The sequence below is a fragment of the Pseudomonas sp. SWRI99 genome, from assembly GCF_014270125.1.
Classification (GTDB): Bacteria; Pseudomonadota; Gammaproteobacteria; order Pseudomonadales; family Pseudomonadaceae; genus Aquipseudomonas; species Aquipseudomonas hamedanensis.
The window spans coordinates 53122-70090 of sequence record NZ_JABWQR010000009.1 but is presented as its reverse complement, the minus strand read 5'-3'; the positions used below and the strand labels follow the sequence as shown (position 1 = coordinate 70090).

Here is a 16969-nt window from a genome sequence, read left to right as displayed (position 1 = left end):
TTACTAGCTCATAGCCATTAGTCGTAGACCTGCGCATGGGAGGGACACGCCTGATGCATTATCGCCGCTACCAGGTGGATAAAAACGTTTCCATTGAATATTGTCCTGCATCCCACAGATCAGAAGGCTTTGGAACCGAATGAGCATCCCCTCAGCAGATATGGATGGACTGGTTGAGTCGTTGAATACCCAATCGACCGTTTTAATCGCCTCATCCCAGATGGAGGTCTCTGGATCGACTGATCCGCGTGACACCTTTGTTCGTCAGCAGTTGAAGCGTGCGGCAGATCTGGTGAGTGGAGCCGCGGCGTTAGGCGCTGCTCGAAATGCCGCCTGCTTGGGAATCTTGAGCCGTAGCTTGCTTGAACAATTGATCATGGTTTCCTGGAGCATCAGATCGGTCGAAAATGCGGAATCTCAGATCGGTGCAGGTCCAGCGGAAATGGCGAAAGCCTTCAGGATCAATTTGAAAGCAGGCACCGCCAAGATCCGTGACCTCCATACGGGAGAAGACGTGACAGCTGACTACTTGGCCAATGAGCAGGCAAAGCAGAGCCGCAAACGCAGAAGCGTCGAGGAGCAAGCAAAGGAAGCTGGCATCCTGGACTTGTATACGGTGTTTTACCGACTGTTATCGCTTGAAACGCACGGCCACAATGAGACCGCGTCAGAGAAATCCGAAAGTGACAAGCTGTGCGCCATCCACCTTCAAGGCATAGGGGGCATTAGTCGGGCCTTCGGCCAAGCGTGCGTTTGGTGGTTGATGCATCGGCACTGGCCAGATAACGAATCCTTACGAGAGGTTTTGGGCCTGAATGCGAAGGCTTAGCGCAGCTCGGTTCAAACGACCTGGCCCGCGATCATGGTTTCAGGTGCCCCTTAGCTGCCCGTGATTAGAGGCAGATTTTGGTTGGTGAGCTTTCTCGGACTTCAGTGTTGGTCACGTCGGACTTAAGGCTCACAATATCAAGCCTTGTCATAATCAGGCAGCGCCGATGCGGCAGGCGGCTATCAGCCGAGGCTGTGTAAAAACGTTTTCCAGCGTGACAGGTACTCAAAACCGGACTGGAAATCGCGCTTCTACGTAAAATCCACATCTGCTGACGTGCCGGTAAATTTCAGATTTAACGTAGACGCGCACACTGCAATTTTGGCGAAACGTTTTTACACACTCTGGGCCAAGAGCGGTCGTTGGAGGTGTCTACAAAACCAGCAGCAATTACGTAGGGCCGCAACGTTTTCTTCCGTGACACTCCTTCTTTGATAGAGCTAACCAGTCTCGAACGGAGTGGGCGGTTGGCTCAGAGTCTATTGAGATCGACCTCAAGTCCGGCCCCCTTCAGCTCCTTCGCGAGCGAGTAGCGCCAAGCACCGCCATTATCTAGCTCGATATAAACCACTCCATAGTAGTCTGCCTTAGCTGAAAGTTTTCACCAATCCAGCTTATCAACACTGTCGTCATGCATCTTGGCTTCTGTCTCATAGTCAGCAGCGATGACATTTAAAATGGCAGAGGTCCTGTGCCATTCGAAAGCGGTTGCCGCGGCGTATGCTTTGAACCTAGCAGCGTGCTCACGCTCTTGGCTGCCCCCCTCCCTGACTAATCGGGTTGTGACGCCCCGGTGATTTCTATGCCCTATAGCGAACCCTATTTCAATGTGCTCGCTACGTAATGCTTCGATTAGCTCCCGCACCTCTAGGACAGGCCATATTCCGTCTTCACCGATAGGTGAATGCGCCAGCACTTCACCAATTTTTTGATCGGCGATCAGTCCGCGTCCTTTGTCTTTGGCCAATTTGCGAGCAGTCTTTACCCATTTGTCGAGCGCATTTTGGGAGATTTTCCCATCAGGCCCCGTGCCCGGGATCACATCCCAGATCCTCAGGATATTAAAGGCCTGCGTAGCAGCATGGCGTACTCGATCCGGATCACCCGCCACTTCTTCGATAATGCCGCTCTCCGGAGAGGGCCTAAATATGGCGCAGATTATGTGCACAAAGAGTTCTGGATTCTCAGCCATTGCTTTTGGAATTATTTTTGGAGGCCTCTTCGAATGCTCAAGAATAGGTAAATAAGCCACTTCAAGAGCAAGCAGATCACTTTCGGCGACATCTGTCGCAGCATCTAAATGTCTAAGTATTTGCTCCAGGTAGTATTGAAACATTACCCCAGCGTTGCGATCAGCATTTACAGGATATGGCTGGATAGCTGCTTCCCGCAGCACGTGGATCAGGTCCGCGGTGGACAACTCAAAAAGACGATTTTTTGCCCCTATGAAGTGAATGGCGTCATGCACACGTCCTGTGCTTATTAGCTTGGAAACAACGAACTCAACCTCATCTGCCGATGACTCTATTCCGTTGACCTGCACCGTTCGCCAGTAATCGCGGTCAACATCTTCACCGGTATCGGCGGCAAGTGCCCAAATCCATCTGGCGGGACGCAGCGATTGGAAAATCAGCATCACTGACTCATGACCCCAGCCGTTCTGAACGGCACTTTTGACTAAAGATTCAAACCAAGCGTCTTGGAGATTCGTCCTAGCGCCAATAGCGCCTTGCGCCATTTGCTGATGCTTGACGTCCTCGCTGCGCAAACCTCTTTCAACGATCACGGCGAGAACATCCTGCGCTACGTTTCCGTAGATGATTGCCCATCCGACAGCCCTAGCATCAGTCACGCGGTGCGCCAATTCAAACACCGCATCGACACCGTGCTCCATTAACAGCTGTACAGATTCCTTGGTTCGAGTTTCGGTGACTAACTGCTCATTCTTCTCCCAGTCGGACATCGGCCGAGCAAGAGTTACCCCGTAGTTGAACAACCAGCTGATTCGTTGGATCGGATCATGGGGAGTTAGCAGGGTGTATACCTTCTCCAATTCTAAAATTTTGTCCTCATCTAAAGACCACTCAGCTTCGGGAAACTCTCTATGGTGATTCATTACCTTCCGAAGATGGTTCCACAGTGCTGTTCGGTCAATGTCTTCTGTGATCACTTTCTCACTCTCGCGCAGCTGAGCGAGCAAGCTATCCATATCCTCAAGGGGAATGTCTGTTAGGCGGTCTAGCAACTGTTCCCAGCGCATCACGCTTGAACCGACATCCTCAAGTAGCCTGCGCGTGATTTCACGAGCGCCCTGACGAATGAGGGGGTACGTAACAATCTCTTCGGCAGTCGTATTGAAGTCCCGCCATCTCGTGCTACCTGAAGGGCTGACCGAATCGTGTCCGCTTGGAAGAATCGATTTCATGAGATTCCAAGCTTCATCAGGAAGTTTTTTTCGCAAACGGTCTAGAACTTTTAAGCGTAGCGCTATTGGTGTGTACGTTTGAGGTTGCCAGAGCAAAAAGATGTCGCGAAGACTGTTTCCTGGGCGATTGCTGTATCGACCTCCCGGATCGGCCGAGTCTAGTTTTGCGAGGATGTTGGCAACTCGAGCTATGTAGTCTGGCGACCAAGCTAACGCCTCCAATGCCCATAAAAGGTCTGATAAATGCTCAGTATCGAGAATGCCTCCTCCATCACCACCGAAGAGCGCATAAATTGCTGGCGCATCGTCTTCCAGACTTTGTTCAACCTCTTGGAGAAATTGATGCGGCGCTGCCTCGGCGAGGAGTTGAAATTCCGTGTTCAGTGACCACCAGCGTTGACCGTCAGCTCCGTGCAACACTTCCTGAACGATGCGCGCAGCGCGATTACCCGCGATTGGATCCGCATGGGCACGATCTCCAAACAACGCCAGCATGATTAATGTTTCACCTAGCCCCCGGCGTAGAACGTCAGAATATTCCGCCTTGATTTGCTTAACGGGTGCTAGCCAGCGCTCCTCCGGTTTCATGGCATATCTGGGATCAGCGGAACTCAGAACGTCTACCGCCACCGCTTCAAAGTTTGCTAAATCGCTACCGGAAACGTGATTGGCAAGCAATAGCCAAGTATCTTGAGGCGAAGCGATTTTCCATGCAGTGCCAACTCTACGCAGCGGACTATCAAGTTCGCCAGCGTATCGAGGTATGTCTGCAATGAGTTCGTCGTAGGGCGCTCCACCAAGTCGAGCAAACACGTTTTTATCGGTTTCCGACCCTTCATCCCATCCTCCAGCCAGCAATGCAGCTATGAGTGCCCGAGGGGGGGGAGTTCGTGCCCAGGACGGAACGCTGCCAGTCTCGCCAGCCATAAGTCTGCGCAAAATCGCTAAGCTTCTTGAGGAATCGCGTGCATATCGCTCAGCATCCTTCTCTGGGATACCCATATTCAATAGAGCTGCTCGGATGCCCTCTCGCGAAGGTCGCTGGAGTTTTTTTGCATTTTGTATCGGTGAACTTGATCCATAGGCGCACAAGACGTGATGTCCCTTACGGGTGATTGCTTGAGCAAGGCCAGGCTGCGGATCTATGAGCACTATGATCATGGGACTGATGCTGTCCGCGAGCATTCGCGCCTGTTCAGCTGCCGTTGCTACCAAGCAGCGAGCAAGATAGTGCTCAGACACATGCTCGGGTAGCTGACTGATGGTCGCGAATAATAGAGCGCATACTTCCTCCGCTGTATCACCTTGGAAGTCTATATGAGAGGACGAAGATCGAAGCCAGTTTAGAATCGCCACAGAGCTTTCGTCACGATCACTCAAAATGAGATCTGTGCTAAGCGGCCACTGCGTGGCAAGCGACCATTCTTGCCATACTTCTTCTAGCTGGAGTGTTCCGGCTGGACGTTTGTTAATGTAGCTCGCTAGCCATTGACCCACCGCTGGGTACGTCTCGATCCAGTGAACCAAGTCACTCCCGTCATATGCACGTACGTCAGCCCATACGCCCTCGGCACGTTTTTCCGCAGCCCATTTTTCTTTATTTGCCCACGGCCTCGGCGTCACAAAAACGAATGTGGATTTGCTTTGTATTAGGTGCCCTGGATCGTCGGTGCGCTTTACGTAATCTTCGTTCGCCTTGCCAGCAATTTTGTCTCGCTGGGTGCCAATTTCCCAGCCGCTCACTCCTAAAGGAACATACTGTGTTTGCTCATTTGCATTCGACTCCCCATCCCAACCGGGGTGCTGCACTGCCTCATCAGATGGAAAATGCACGCTTGAGCATCCGGATGCTCTGATCAGCTTGGACAAAAGAACCGGAAGTCCACTTTGGCCATCTCGGCGCTCGGCCCAGTGAGAGATGTCAAGCTGAGTAGTCCAACGGATTGGACTTCCCGACTTGGTCGTCGCGCCGAGCACTGGCAAGAGCACTCCAGCTACCGCCCCGCCCGCAGGGAATGTAATGCCTGCGTTTTCCAATGCTGCCTTGATCGCTTGAGCATTGTTTGGCACAGGTGTGCGCTGCCCCCTTTCGAAATCTGCCAACGTCGACGCTGCGATTCCGGCTTTCTTCGCCAAATCCTGTTGAGACCATGCAAGAAGCGCGCGGCCAGCTCGTACTTGTTTGGCGGAAAGCATCGCGGAATCGGTCATGATCGCAAATCTCCAATGAGGTCATATTATTTATATGACCTCATATGAAATCTGTCAAATTACCTGAGGGGTGAAATTTATTTAGGTTCGCATGATTGCCGTTTCGCATGAGCGACGATGGGTACGCGTAAGCTATCTATTACTGTTGGCGAATTGCTGAGTCCAAAGCCCCGGCGCTATGACAAGCATGAATTACTATTCCGCAATCTCATGTGTCGCATTCACCTTCGGCGCTAGCCCTCGCTTGGCAGGGATTACGCAAATCTGACGCCCTACATATATTTCGTTACAAGTAGTGGCATTACGCCGCTCAAATGGTCATCATCCAGCCATCTCTTATGAATGGATTCAAGACATGAGCTGGGAAGTCACGGTTTCCGTCGACAGCGTGATTTATCCGCTAAGCGTTGTGCAAAGAACCGCTTACGCACTCGCTCACTTGTTACTGATACAAATCAGGCGGACAGAAAATCTGATCCACCTTGACGCCACTCCTACCCTTCTCGTCGGCGGTGTTGGAACGATTGCATCCGAGCAGCAGGCTCGCGAACTGATTTTACGCAACCTCAACGACTTTGCATTGCGTGCCCAAATCGAACACGAAACATCAGGATTGCGAGAGCTACTCGCGGCTGCGGCGCTGCGCGGTACTGGAGTGTAAGCGCAATGTTGATCGCCAAAGACTCAAGCTATCGATTGCTGCCGTTTCGATTTGCTCGCTTCGACGACAATGACACCGAAAGTATTCTGCTGACCGCCGAAACTGGCGAATACCTTTTCGTCTCTGAAAAGCAGCTAAAGGACCTTGTTCACAAGAACGTGAACTCAGGCTCCGCTCACTACAAAGACCTCCTTGCCCGCCACATTATCTTCGAGCCGGACGGACACAACCCTATTGCTGAGATGGCGGCTCAATACCGCAGTCGTAAAAGCTTCGTGCTTGATGGGCCGGCGCTACACATATTTGTTGTCACGCTGCGCTGTAACCACACGTGCCAGTATTGCCAAGTTTCACGAGCCCCGCTGGGAGGCTCCGGGCATGACATGTCAGCAGAGCATGCAGAGCTGGCGGTCGAGCGATTATTCGAATCACCCTCCCCCGTAATCACAGTAGAATTTCAAGGTGGTGAGCCCCTATTGGCGTTTGATCGCGTCCGTCAAATTGTCGATCTGGTGGAAGCCCGGAATGTCGCTGAACAGCGAAGCATCCAGTATGTGATCACAACGACGCTTCACCACCTGAATGAGGACGTCCTGGATTTCGCGCAACGACACAAAATCCAGTTTTCGACATCCCTCGACGGCCCCGCTTTTCTACACAACGCCAATCGACCGACTCCTACGAAAGACTCATATGAACGAACGGTCGAAGGAATAGAGCGTGTGCGAACAAGGCTCGGTCACGATGCAGTATCGGCGTTAACGACAATCACCTCGAAAAGCTTGGATCACGCGAAGGCAATCATCGATGAATATGTTGCTCTCGGGTTCAATAGCATCTCTCTGCGCCCCCTAAGCCCGTACGGATTCGCCAAGACATCCGCGAAACGTCTGGACTATTCGATGTCCGAGTTCATCGATTTCTACATGGAAGCTTTGTCTTATCTGATGACGCTGAATGGTCAAGGGACGTTCATTTCAGAGGGCTATTCATCGCTCCTCCTGAACAACATTCTTACCCCGTTTGCATCTGGCTATGTTGACCTGCGTTCGCCCCTTGGCGCTGGGCTAGGGACTCTCCTCTACAACTACGACGGTGATGTTTACCCTTCGGACGAATCCCGCATGTTTCTCGAAATGGGGGAAGACGGATTCAAGCTCGGCAGCGTAAGGCAGCCTCTGAAGGAGCTGCTCCAATCTCCAGTGATCGAGATGTTGCTATCCGCGGGCGTGGCGGAAGCATTACCTGGATGCTCCGATTGCGCACTGGTCCCCTATTGCGGAGCTGATCCGATCGAGCATTTCGCTCGCCAAGGCGATCCAATCGGTCACCGCTCGTTCAGCAGTTTCTGTGAGAAAAATACCGCACTGCTCACTCATCTATTCCGCTTGCTGCGTGATGGTGACAACGAGACGCAAAAGATTCTGATGTCATGGCTAGCACGCCGCTCATTGAGCGACCTTCCCTCTGCCGGCTACAGGGGCTGACCATGCTACGTCTAGACACTCAGTTTGAAATCCAAAACGTCGCAACCCCCAAATTGTTCAAGGTCATTACGCCCGAAGAGTTTGTCTCCAAAGGTACCGCCAGTTGCGCTGGAGAAGCATCTTTTGATGACCTGATGTTGTGGTTGGACGAATCGTCCACCGGCAACCTGGGGCAGTGGCTCTCAGTGCCGGTCGGAGGTTTTCTACTACCGCGTAACTCGCACGAATTTAACCACATCAGCGCAGTCCAGCTGACGAATCCAAAGGATCCGCTAGTGGTGCAACCGGGCGACGTCATTATCGTAAGTCCTGGTTCGAATGTCGTGCGCGTCCTTTATCGTCGCGGTGCCAATAGCAACCTTCTGTTCATGACGGATCGGTGCAATAGCTTGTGCTTGATGTGCTCTCAGCCACCCAAGGATGTCAATGACCGTTGGCACATCGACGAAAATCTGAAGCTAATCGACCTGGTTGACCAAAGCACTGAACAACTGGGTATTAGCGGTGGAGAGCCCACGCTTTACAGAGACGGCCTGCTTGCAATCATCGAGCACGCAAAAAGAGTCTTACCAGAAAAATCCATACACATACTCAGCAACGGCCGGCTACTGAGTGATCCCACCTGGATCGGCGACCTCCAACGAGTGAATCATCCTAATCTCACTTGGGGCATTCCTCTGTACGCGGATAACGCTGCGGACCATGACAATGTTGTCCAAGCCGCAGGAGCATTCAGCGAAACAATAGCGGGCATCTACAACCTTCAGCGAGCCGGACAGAAAATAGAAATTCGCATGGTGCTCAGCAAATTAACCACTGACCGACTTCCAGAATGGGCTCATTTCGTTTTTCGAAACCTGCCATTTGTGCACCACGTTGCGCTGATGGGAATCGAAAATACGGGGCTCGCTAAGAAGAATTACGACCAGCTATGGATCGACCCAGCTGACTACCAGATAGAGCTTAATAAAGCCGCATTTTTCCTCGATATCCGCGGTATCGCAGTTTCGATTTATAACCTACCGCTTTGCGTGCTGGATCCGGTGTTGGGACGCTTCTATCGGCAGAGCATTTCGGACTGGAAGAATCTGTTCATCGATGCCTGCCAGACCTGCGTGGCTGCGCACGCTTGTGCAGGTTTTTTCAAATCTCATTCAACGAAATGGCAGAGCCGTACTATCCACCCGCTCTCCCTTGACGACCTGAAAGAAATGCAAGGAGCACCTCATGAAACTGTCTGATCGCTGGAAGCTGTTCATCGGCCAATCCATCGCCATAATCCCCATGATCGGCAGTCCAATGGCTGACGCCCATCAGGCGCAGCTGGCCTCAGCTGATTGGCTGCCGAATCCGAACAGTGCTCCGCCTGCATTCAAGAACACGCTAAACGCGAAAGACGCGATTAACGTCTACGCAGCCCATCGTTCTCACAGCTCGCATAGCTCGCACAGCTCCCACTACAGCGGCTCCAGTGGCTACAGCGCGCCGCGGGCCTACACTGCTCCAAGTACGAACTACTACACACCTCCAGCAAGCACGGGGAGCAGTTATCGTTCAGCAACCCCGAGCACCGCAACAGTTCCATCTGGGACTGGGTCGACTACAAAATCCAGCGCCTACAGCGCTACAGCTACAAAACCAGCAGCCAATGATCTATCGATGCTTGTCCGCCGCGTTCAATTGGCCTTGATGGTCAAACAGTATTATTCCGGGCCAATTGACGGAGTCCTGGGCAACAGCACCAGGGGTTCATTGATGGCTTTCCAGGTGGACTCTGGAATCATCAGCAGCGGCAAGATGGATACACCAACGCTGAACGCCTTGGGAATTGCGATCCCATGACGGTACTCGGCTAAGAGATATAAATTTCAACGTTTATTTCGCGGCTTTCTCTGAGCGGGAAAACGTCAATCGCTGAAATCCCCGAAGCTGAGTCCGCATCCATTACCCAGCGGTCAATAGACACCCGCATTCCCGCGGGAAAACCAAAATTTAAAGCTCTCCGCTCTCACCTGCTTTCATTCACCATCACAGGATTGAACACACAATATGACGAAGGTCGGAAAGGTATTTTTGTCTCATGCCAGTAAAGACAAACCGTTTGTTGATCGCTTAGCTAGTGATCTTGAAAAGCACTCAATTCCTGTATGGTATGACAAATTCGACCTGAAAATAGGTGAAAGCGTCCCAGGAAAAATTAATGAAGGGATCGCTGACGCTCAGTACTTCGCCATCGTTCTGTCCCCGGCCGCTATCAATTCCAAGTGGGTAATCGAAGAACTGAACGCTGGTCTTATGAAACAGGTCGCGAACGACGGAATTTTCCTACTTCCAATCCTGTTGGAAGACTGCTCAATCCCTCCCCTTTTGGCTCATAGAAAATACGCTGACTTCCGAAACGGGTATGACGAAGCTTTAAATGAGCTGCTGTCTCTTTGGGAGAAAGACAAAGCAGCGTGCGTAATAGCTGGCAAAGATACTGTCTTAGCTTGGCCAGACATCGAAATGTCGGATGCTGAATTTGTTTATGTGCATTCCACTCGGTTCGATAAGTTTCTTCGGATGAGCTGCTCTCTGACATGGACAGTAGATCAGACCATTGACTATCTCACTGAGACGCTTTCACTGCCTTGGAATCAAGAAAATCCTACACTCGGAATGAAATGGAGCTTTTCCTATGGCCTTCGCTTGAACGGCGAGGGACTTTCCCTACGAGATACGTTGGCTGGTGCTGGCATAAATTTGGGAGATGTGCTTCAAATTAGCATAAGCGGGACTTATGAAGACTTGTATGAAAAAGAACTCAAGGAAATGTGGGCCGGCGATAAGATATACATGATGACCACGCAAATGCTGCAAAGGAGAGAATGGCTCCAAGCAGAAGTCGCGGCTAGGAAAAGAATGACACGCGATGATTTAAAGAAAATCGCTGATTCGTGCTTTGCTCACGTCGACACTTAAACTGCGGAGCTTCGCCATCCTTGACTCTTTGAGATCAGAAGTCTTCTCACGTGCTGGATCGTATGCGACCGCTCACCTTCGATCCAGCACCCTGCTCAAAGGTATTCGGACAAGCATGGCCGAAAAGTCTCGAAACAAACCCCTCCGACCGGCGCCTCTCCCTGACTGGATTCCGGCAAGGCCGGCTACGGTAATTAGGGCAGAGCACCAGTAATTAAAAAGCCCGCATGCGCGGGCTCTCTGAGCATCACCACAACTCAAACCTTGTTCCGGTCCTGTGCCTTCTGAAGCTCTCTCAACATCTGCACGTTGAGTTGCTGAGCGATATCCAACTGAGCCTGCATCCGCTCAAGCAGAGGAGTCACCTGGTTCAAAACCGCAATGCCACCTGCGTTGAAAACTGCTTCGGCGCCGCCCTTCTCGGCTAGGTGCAAATTCCGCGCTGCGCCACCGGAGCACGGCTTTCCCGTTTTCGGATTAATTATTCGTGTAGTCCAGCCGGCTTCATAATCGCTAGGGTTCTTCATACCAACCACCCTCCACGTGGATTACCAACGGCTCACAACGGGTGCTTCACGCTGCGCCATTTTCAGCATAGCCCAGGTGCGATTAGCGAGTGGGCAGCCTTCGATGACACGGACCGAATTTGGCTTTCGAGCACGCTTCTGGTTCCACAACCAGCCAAATCTGAGGGCGGCTTGTTCCGCGGACGCTTACGATGTGGGACGATCAACCTTCGCCAAAATGCCATCATTACGGATATGGAGAGCGTCATGATCAAAGGGCTGGATAAGCTGCAACGCGACTTGAAGCAGGCAGAGGCAGCATTTCGGGAGTTAGACGGCAATCTGTGCACGGTCAACTACGATCCATTCGATCCTGCAAGCATCGAACAAGCGATACAAAAAGTCAGAGACACCATTGACCAGCGCGTGGGCCAGTACGCCTCAAACCCCATCGTCGGCTCTATGATCGAAGAAATGAAAGAAAATTATCGCACTCAGATAATTGAGAAGGCGGCAGAGAAACGTCTGGCAGGAGATGAAGAATGAGTTCATCTGATATTTTCACGCAGATCAACAACTGCGTATTGGACCTACAGCTATCCCAGCTCCAAACGTACGAAGCACCACTGAAAAAACTCGTACGGCTGTTGTCCAGTGAGGACCTTGAACCTATCAACACCGCTCTCAAAAGAGGTGCCGACCTGAACGCCTTCTTGGAGGAAAGCGAAGGCACTGGCGGAAGCTTCGCTGGGAGTTACCGGCTCGCCTGGCCCGATGATGACAAACTCAAGCTAGGATTGACGATACTGTTATTTGAGAAGCTCGCTGAAGATCCAGATTACACGTTGAATTTTGCTCATCATTACTTTAGTAACGGCAGCAAGAAATTAATCTCTGGCCTCCATGCTTTCGTGACACAAGTGGTTGTTCCGTTTGCAAGAGATTACAAGGCTCACGTCAAACTCAGCAAAGCTTCACTGACCAAATCACCTATTTCGTCCAATAAAGTTTTCATCGTCCATGGTCACGACGATGGCGCTAAGCACATGCTTGCGCGGTTTCTCGACCGATTAGGGCTAGAGTCAATCGTACTTCAAGAGCAGCCTGATCGCGGTCAGACGATCATCGAGAAATTTGAACGATCATCGGACGTGGGTTATGCGGTTGTTTTGCTGACGCCAGACGACATGGGCAGCGCAGTAAAAATAGATGCGCCATCGGCCCGTGCACGGCAAAACGTTATCTTCGAGCTTGGATATTTTGCCGGCAAACTGGGGCGTGGCCGGGTGTGCCTACTTCGAAAGGGGGACGTCGAGATACCGTCCGACCTATTCGGCGTCGTGTACACGGAGCTAGACCCGCACGAGGGATGGCAAAAAAGGCTAGTAATTGAGATGAAAGAGGCAGGATTAGAGTTCGATGCCTCCAAACTCTTCTCCTAACCTTTCGACAATCGTAATCCTTGCCTAGGTTACACTTCGACTTGCAGTGCGCTCACAGCAAGTCGATTGAAACTTCGTTAGGGGATCAATATTGGACTGTTGGTTGGCTCAAGGGAGCCGTCAATTAGCTTTCTAAGAATAAGAGTCCAGTGGTCAGAATCTTTTTCCTTCATGCTCATGACAATTTTGGGATTCTGAACATCGTTGATTTTCATGTGCAACCCCCTTTCTTCAACTCTCACGGCGATCGCTTTAAGGTTATCCGTGAGTGTCTCTTGGGCGATAGCCAGATCTCTCCCATAATACTTAGTCGTGGTCATTCCTGGATCGTGAAAATAATATTCGATAATATCCGACGTTTTGAATATTACCGGAGACACGATCTCCATTGTCGGGATTACTTTTAAATACGAAATCATTCCTTTTCGAGCGTCTACAGCAATTGAGCCATTTGCATGGTAGTAATAGTAGTCAATATTATTCAGGGACGACATCGTTTTCGCATACTTACGATTTGATCGGAGGCGCACCCCAGGTTGTAAAAATATATAAATATTCTAGCGCAAGGCCTTTCGCAGTATTCTGGCCTAATAAAGAGTCCGGAAATATAAGCCTTAGCGGTCGACCCTTGCTTGATTACGAACAATCTAAGTATGGCGTTCTCGATCCAGATACGATGATCACGGTAAGTCACGCAAAAATTCCTTGAGAGGCTTACTTCACTGCTTCGCTTCTAAGCAGATTGTCTGACTCGACATGACACTCCATGAGGCATCGCGGCGTCAACCGTTGCTGTCGTTGTTGAACGGCAGCACTGGGTCGACTCCGTCCCTTCGCGCCAGGCAACGTTCGACCAAATGCAGCCAGTTCCCAACGATTCTCACCGACCAGCCTAATCTTCGTTGTCAGACACGTTGACATCGAGGCGCCAATGCAAGGCTCATTATTCGATCAGGAGCAGAATCCATTCGATGGAGACCTGCCCATTCAATCAAGAATGCCCTTGAATCTGGGCGCGCGTACCGTTCACGACGTGGTCTTTGGTGACCTCTGCAATCAATGGGATGCGTTGGTCGTTACTGGATACAGCGGTTTAGAACAGCTCATCCAATTGATCACCGCGCGCGGAAAAGCACTTAGCCCTATGCGCCTTATCCTTGGATCCGAGCCCGTAACGGTGAAAAACCCCCGACTCAATCTCAAAGGCTCTGATTTTTCGGCGGAAATACGAGCCTATTGGCTCGAACGTGGAATTTCTTTAGCGTTAAGTGGGCAGGTTTTGCACTGCATTGAGCTTGTACGGGCCGGGCATGTCCGTATCCGCTATCCCACAGGTAGTAGACGACTACACGCCAAGATTTACTGTTCCGCGGGGGCCGTGACTCTGGGGTCGAGCAATTTCACTTCACCGGGTTTGTATACCCAGCTTGAAGGAAATATGCGCTTCACATCGGGTGATCGAGCCCGATTCAATGACGGGTGGCGAGTCGCTGAGTTCTTCTGGAGTCAGGGCATGGATGCGGATAATGCATTCGTGGCGTTGCTGGAGCAGCTTCTGAAATTCGTCACTTGGCAAGAAGCCTTGGCCAGAGCTAGTGCTGAACTGCTTGAAAGTGAATGGGCCAATCACTACCTGGAATCCATGATTGAAATTGAGCCTGCTAACCTCTGGCCATCGCAGCGCCAAGGGATAGGGCAAGCCTTGTACCTCCTCGACACCCTTGGTGCTGTTCTAGTTGCGGATGCAACTGGGTCTGGGAAGACACGCCTCGGGGCTCACCTTCTACGGGCGATGCATGATCGAAATTGGTCTTCAGCCAAAGCCCGCAAAGGCGCAATGCTTTTGATATGCCCGCCCTTAGTCAGGAAAAATTGGGATCGGGAAACGGCCAAGTGCGGGGTCAACGTCACCATCGTTTCCCATGGCTTGCTAAGCAGGATGAGCAAGCAAGATACCTCCAACCTCGCCACTCGATTGTCGTCGGCACAAACACTCGCCGTTGACGAAGCTCACAATTTTCACAACCAGATGTCCAAGCGGACACGGAGCCTCAAGAACCATCTGGCGGACCAGGTGGTGCTGTTTACCGCAACCCCTATCAATCGTACGCGCGCGGATCTACTGCGCTTGATTGACATTCTGGGCGCCGATAATTTCGAGGATGAAGTTCTAACTGTCTTTGAGAGATTGAACAAAGGCGGTGCAGGCTTGACAGATATTCACGCCAAAGATCTTGAAGCACTCCAGTTAGCAATCGCCAGCTTCACCCTGCGCCGCACCAAATCGCAGCTCAATGCGATGGTTGATCTCGACCCTGAAGCCTACCGGCTGCCAGGAGGCCACGTGTGTCGTTATCCGAACCAGATCTCTATGAGCTACTCGTTGGATGAACCAGCACTGGACCGGGAGTTGGCGCAAGAAATTCGCGAGCTAGCGCTTCAACTCAAAGGGATTTCACATTTTCAAAAGCCGTTAGTGCTCTCGGAAAGCTTTAGACAGAACGGTGTCACCCCGGATGTTTACATGATCATTCGCCTAAAGGCGGCCCGCTCTTCGGCTCTTTTTCATGTGATGTCCAGCTTACGATCGTCACGCCTGGCGCTTTACCGGCACATTGAAGGAGTCCACGCGGCGTGTCTCAGAATGGGATTGGGCGATTCTATTAAAGGTGGGGATGACGATACGGGAAATATGCTGCAACGCATTGCTAAGCTCGCCGGCAGAATCCCGGAAAATCATCTTGGGATCACTCTGCCCTATTGGCTTTCGGACAGTTCGGAACATGAGCGCGCCTGCCAGGAAGAATGCTCAATATATGCGGCCATTCGCGACAAGCTTGAGAGGATGAGCGGCCATCGCGAAGCCCATAAGGTCAACCTCTTGGTACAGCTTCTCGCTAGGCATGACCAGATTCTGGCATTCGACCATTATCCACTGACGCTGAAATACTTCGAACACCTTTTGACGAAAGCTCGCCCTGAGCAAAAGACCTTCGAGGTGGTTTTGGGCATTGGCGGTGACCCGCGAAGCCATGAGCACATACAAATTCTCCTGAATCCAGAAGGGCAATCTGTGGGACGGTTGATAGTCCTGTGCAGTGACGCAATGTCTGAAGGAGTCAACCTCCAGCGTGCATCGACGCTTGTCCACTTGGACATGCCCAGCGTTGTACGAGTCGCCGAGCAACGCGTAGGACGCATTGATCGGATGGACAGTCGCCATACGGAAATTGAATCGCGGTGGCCTAGAGACGGCGCCGAGTTTGCTTTGAGATCAGATGAGACGTTTTTCCGCCGAATAGATGAAGTAGACAGTTTAATCGGGGGGAATTTGTTGCTCCCGGAAGACATGCGCACCCAGAAAGAAGACCGCATCATTACGCCGGAGGAACTAGAAGAACAAAGGCGTGCCAGGGAATCCAGGTACTGGGATGGAATCGAAGATGCATTTGCCCCAGTCCGAGGGCTTGTATCTGGCCCCAATGCACTCGTTTTACCTGCTCTATACGAGCAATATCGTTATGAAACGAGCAAGGTGTTGTCTAGGGTGAGCGTCGTCCGCGCGACCAAACCTTGGGTGTTTCTTTGTCTAGCAGGAGAGCGTGCGCGTGCACCCCGATGGATTTTGCTACCGAACCTGGCTGATCCACCAGTTATAGAGTTGCGAGAAATCGCCAGACAACTGCGTGATCGTCTGCCGAATGAAGTGCAGACCCTCGACCCAACCCGAGCAGCAATGGGCGAGCTGCAAAAGTTTTTGAACTGTCTATGCGAGATGGAGAAGCTACTTTTGCCGAAACGCAAGCAGCGAGCGCTAAAGCAATTTCATTGGGCAGTGAAAATGTGGGCGCGCGATCGAAACTGGGTAACCTCAACGGATCAGGCCAATCAAATTAAAAAACTGCTGGAATTATTTGAGGGGGTCGCAGGAGAGCTAACACCTGATTGGGCGCATTTGGCTGAGCTTTGGCTTGAACTGATGCGTCCCCGGAGCGCCGAAATTCTAGAAAAAAAGGGCCGTCGAGCCTCGATGATGCGACTACGCGACCTTGAGCCAGGCCTTAAAAGTCATCCCATCGAAGTAGACGTGCTGCTGAAAAAACTGAATGGAGTCGAGCTACGAAGACGTTGGGAGGAGCGCATTGTCGCGTGCATTCTGGGTTATGGATTGGCGAGTACCGGTTGATAGAATAGGCATCGACACTGTTATCCAAACTGTAAAATTACGATTATTCTGAACGCAGTTGCGCGCTCATGTCGCTTTCCGCAGTAGCTAACCCCTCTGACGCGACTAGTAAAAGGTTGCCAGAGGGATATTATTTCTGAGCTTGTGTTTTATGGCGATGCTAAGAGTGAGCAAAACCGAAATCAGAAGTTTTTCCGGAGATTGCCCTTGGCGATTTGCTCTAAGACCTTCATGTAACGTTCAGGCGTTACATCAGAAATC

12 protein-coding genes are annotated in these 16969 nt (G+C 51.4%); 9 read left to right on the top strand and 3 right to left on the bottom strand.

The window, feature by feature from the left end:
• The first annotated feature begins 139 nt into the window (after positions 1-139).
• Positions 140-829: a DUF5677 domain-containing protein gene (locus HU743_RS09490; protein ID WP_238351714.1), complete on the top strand. Its 690-nt coding sequence runs from the start codon at positions 140-142 to the stop codon at positions 827-829.
• 601 nt (positions 830-1430) lie between these two features.
• On the opposite strand, the gene HU743_RS09485 is transcribed toward HU743_RS09490, so the two are convergent.
• Positions 1431-5465, bottom strand: coding sequence for a helix-turn-helix transcriptional regulator (locus tag HU743_RS09485; protein ID WP_186648271.1), 4035 nt, complete (start codon positions 5463-5465; stop codon positions 1431-1433).
• A gap of 355 nt (positions 5466-5820) precedes the next feature.
• On the opposite strand from HU743_RS09485, the gene HU743_RS09480 reads away from it, so the two are divergent.
• From HU743_RS09480 to HU743_RS09460, 5 genes are all read left to right on the top strand, one after another.
• Positions 5821-6126, top strand: a complete 306-nt coding sequence (locus HU743_RS09480) for a His-Xaa-Ser system protein HxsD (RefSeq protein WP_186648270.1) — start codon at positions 5821-5823, stop codon at positions 6124-6126.
• Positions 6127-6131: 5 nt separating this feature from the next.
• On the top strand, positions 6132-7613 hold the full coding sequence (gene hxsB / locus HU743_RS09475; protein WP_186648269.1) for a His-Xaa-Ser system radical SAM maturase HxsB: 1482 nt from the start codon (positions 6132-6134) through the stop codon (positions 7611-7613).
• 2 nt (positions 7614-7615) lie between these two features.
• On the top strand, positions 7616-8854 hold the full coding sequence (hxsC, locus tag HU743_RS09470; RefSeq protein ID WP_186648268.1) for a His-Xaa-Ser system radical SAM maturase HxsC: 1239 nt from the start codon (positions 7616-7618) through the stop codon (positions 8852-8854).
• Positions 8841-9455, top strand: a complete 615-nt coding sequence (gene hxsA, locus HU743_RS09465) for a His-Xaa-Ser repeat protein HxsA (protein WP_186648267.1) — start codon at positions 8841-8843, stop codon at positions 9453-9455. Before hxsC ends, hxsA begins: the two co-directional genes overlap by 14 nt.
• A gap of 207 nt (positions 9456-9662) precedes the next feature.
• Complete coding sequence (locus HU743_RS09460) at positions 9663-10574, top strand: toll/interleukin-1 receptor domain-containing protein (RefSeq protein WP_186648266.1); 912 nt, start codon at positions 9663-9665, stop codon at positions 10572-10574.
• Between the two features lie 257 nt (positions 10575-10831).
• Here the strand turns inward: HU743_RS09460 and HU743_RS09455 are convergent, their stop codons facing one another.
• Positions 10832-11101: a hypothetical protein gene (locus HU743_RS09455; RefSeq protein WP_186648265.1), complete on the bottom strand. Its 270-nt coding sequence runs from the start codon at positions 11099-11101 to the stop codon at positions 10832-10834.
• Positions 11102-11347: 246 nt separating this feature from the next.
• Here HU743_RS09455 and HU743_RS09450 point away from each other — a divergent pair, with 246 nt between their 5' ends.
• Together HU743_RS09450 and HU743_RS09445 are read left to right on the top strand one after the other, a co-directional pair.
• A complete protein-coding gene (locus HU743_RS09450; RefSeq protein ID WP_186648263.1) occupies positions 11348-11626 on the top strand; it encodes a hypothetical protein in 279 nt (92 codons plus the stop codon).
• Entirely contained in the window at positions 11623-12522 is a 900-nt protein-coding gene (locus tag HU743_RS09445) for a nucleotide-binding protein (RefSeq protein WP_186648262.1), read from the top strand. The genes HU743_RS09450 and HU743_RS09445 overlap by 4 nt, the downstream gene beginning before the upstream one ends.
• A gap of 77 nt (positions 12523-12599) precedes the next feature.
• Here the strand turns inward: HU743_RS09445 and HU743_RS09440 are convergent, their stop codons facing one another.
• On the bottom strand, positions 12600-13016 hold the full coding sequence (locus HU743_RS09440; protein ID WP_186648261.1) for a hypothetical protein: 417 nt from the start codon (positions 13014-13016) through the stop codon (positions 12600-12602).
• Between the two features lie 437 nt (positions 13017-13453).
• Here HU743_RS09440 and HU743_RS09435 point away from each other — a divergent pair, with 437 nt between their 5' ends.
• Positions 13454-16708 carry an SNF2-related protein gene (locus HU743_RS09435; RefSeq protein ID WP_238351713.1) on the top strand — a complete coding sequence of 1085 codons (3255 nt, stop codon included), beginning with the start codon at positions 13454-13456 and terminating at the stop codon, positions 16706-16708.
• Positions 16709-16969: the final 261 nt, after the last annotated feature.

Coding starts and splice junctions, on each gene's coding strand:
- HU743_RS09490 (WP_238351714.1), top strand. CDS start 140: ATGAGCATCCCCTCAGCAGATATGGATGGACTGGTTGAGTCGTTGAAT.
- HU743_RS09485 (WP_186648271.1), bottom strand. CDS start 5,465: ATGACCGATTCCGCGATGCTTTCCGCCAAACAAGTACGAGCTGGCCGC.
- HU743_RS09480 (WP_186648270.1), top strand. CDS start 5,821: ATGAGCTGGGAAGTCACGGTTTCCGTCGACAGCGTGATTTATCCGCTA.
- hxsB (WP_186648269.1), top strand. CDS start 6,132: ATGTTGATCGCCAAAGACTCAAGCTATCGATTGCTGCCGTTTCGATTT.
- hxsC (WP_186648268.1), top strand. CDS start 7,616: ATGCTACGTCTAGACACTCAGTTTGAAATCCAAAACGTCGCAACCCCC.
- hxsA (WP_186648267.1), top strand. CDS start 8,841: ATGAAACTGTCTGATCGCTGGAAGCTGTTCATCGGCCAATCCATCGCC.
- HU743_RS09460 (WP_186648266.1), top strand. CDS start 9,663: ATGACGAAGGTCGGAAAGGTATTTTTGTCTCATGCCAGTAAAGACAAA.
- HU743_RS09455 (WP_186648265.1), bottom strand. CDS start 11,101: ATGAAGAACCCTAGCGATTATGAAGCCGGCTGGACTACACGAATAATT.
- HU743_RS09450 (WP_186648263.1), top strand. CDS start 11,348: ATGATCAAAGGGCTGGATAAGCTGCAACGCGACTTGAAGCAGGCAGAG.
- HU743_RS09445 (WP_186648262.1), top strand. CDS start 11,623: ATGAGTTCATCTGATATTTTCACGCAGATCAACAACTGCGTATTGGAC.
- HU743_RS09440 (WP_186648261.1), bottom strand. CDS start 13,016: ATGTCGTCCCTGAATAATATTGACTACTATTACTACCATGCAAATGGC.
- HU743_RS09435 (WP_238351713.1), top strand. CDS start 13,454: ATGCAAGGCTCATTATTCGATCAGGAGCAGAATCCATTCGATGGAGAC.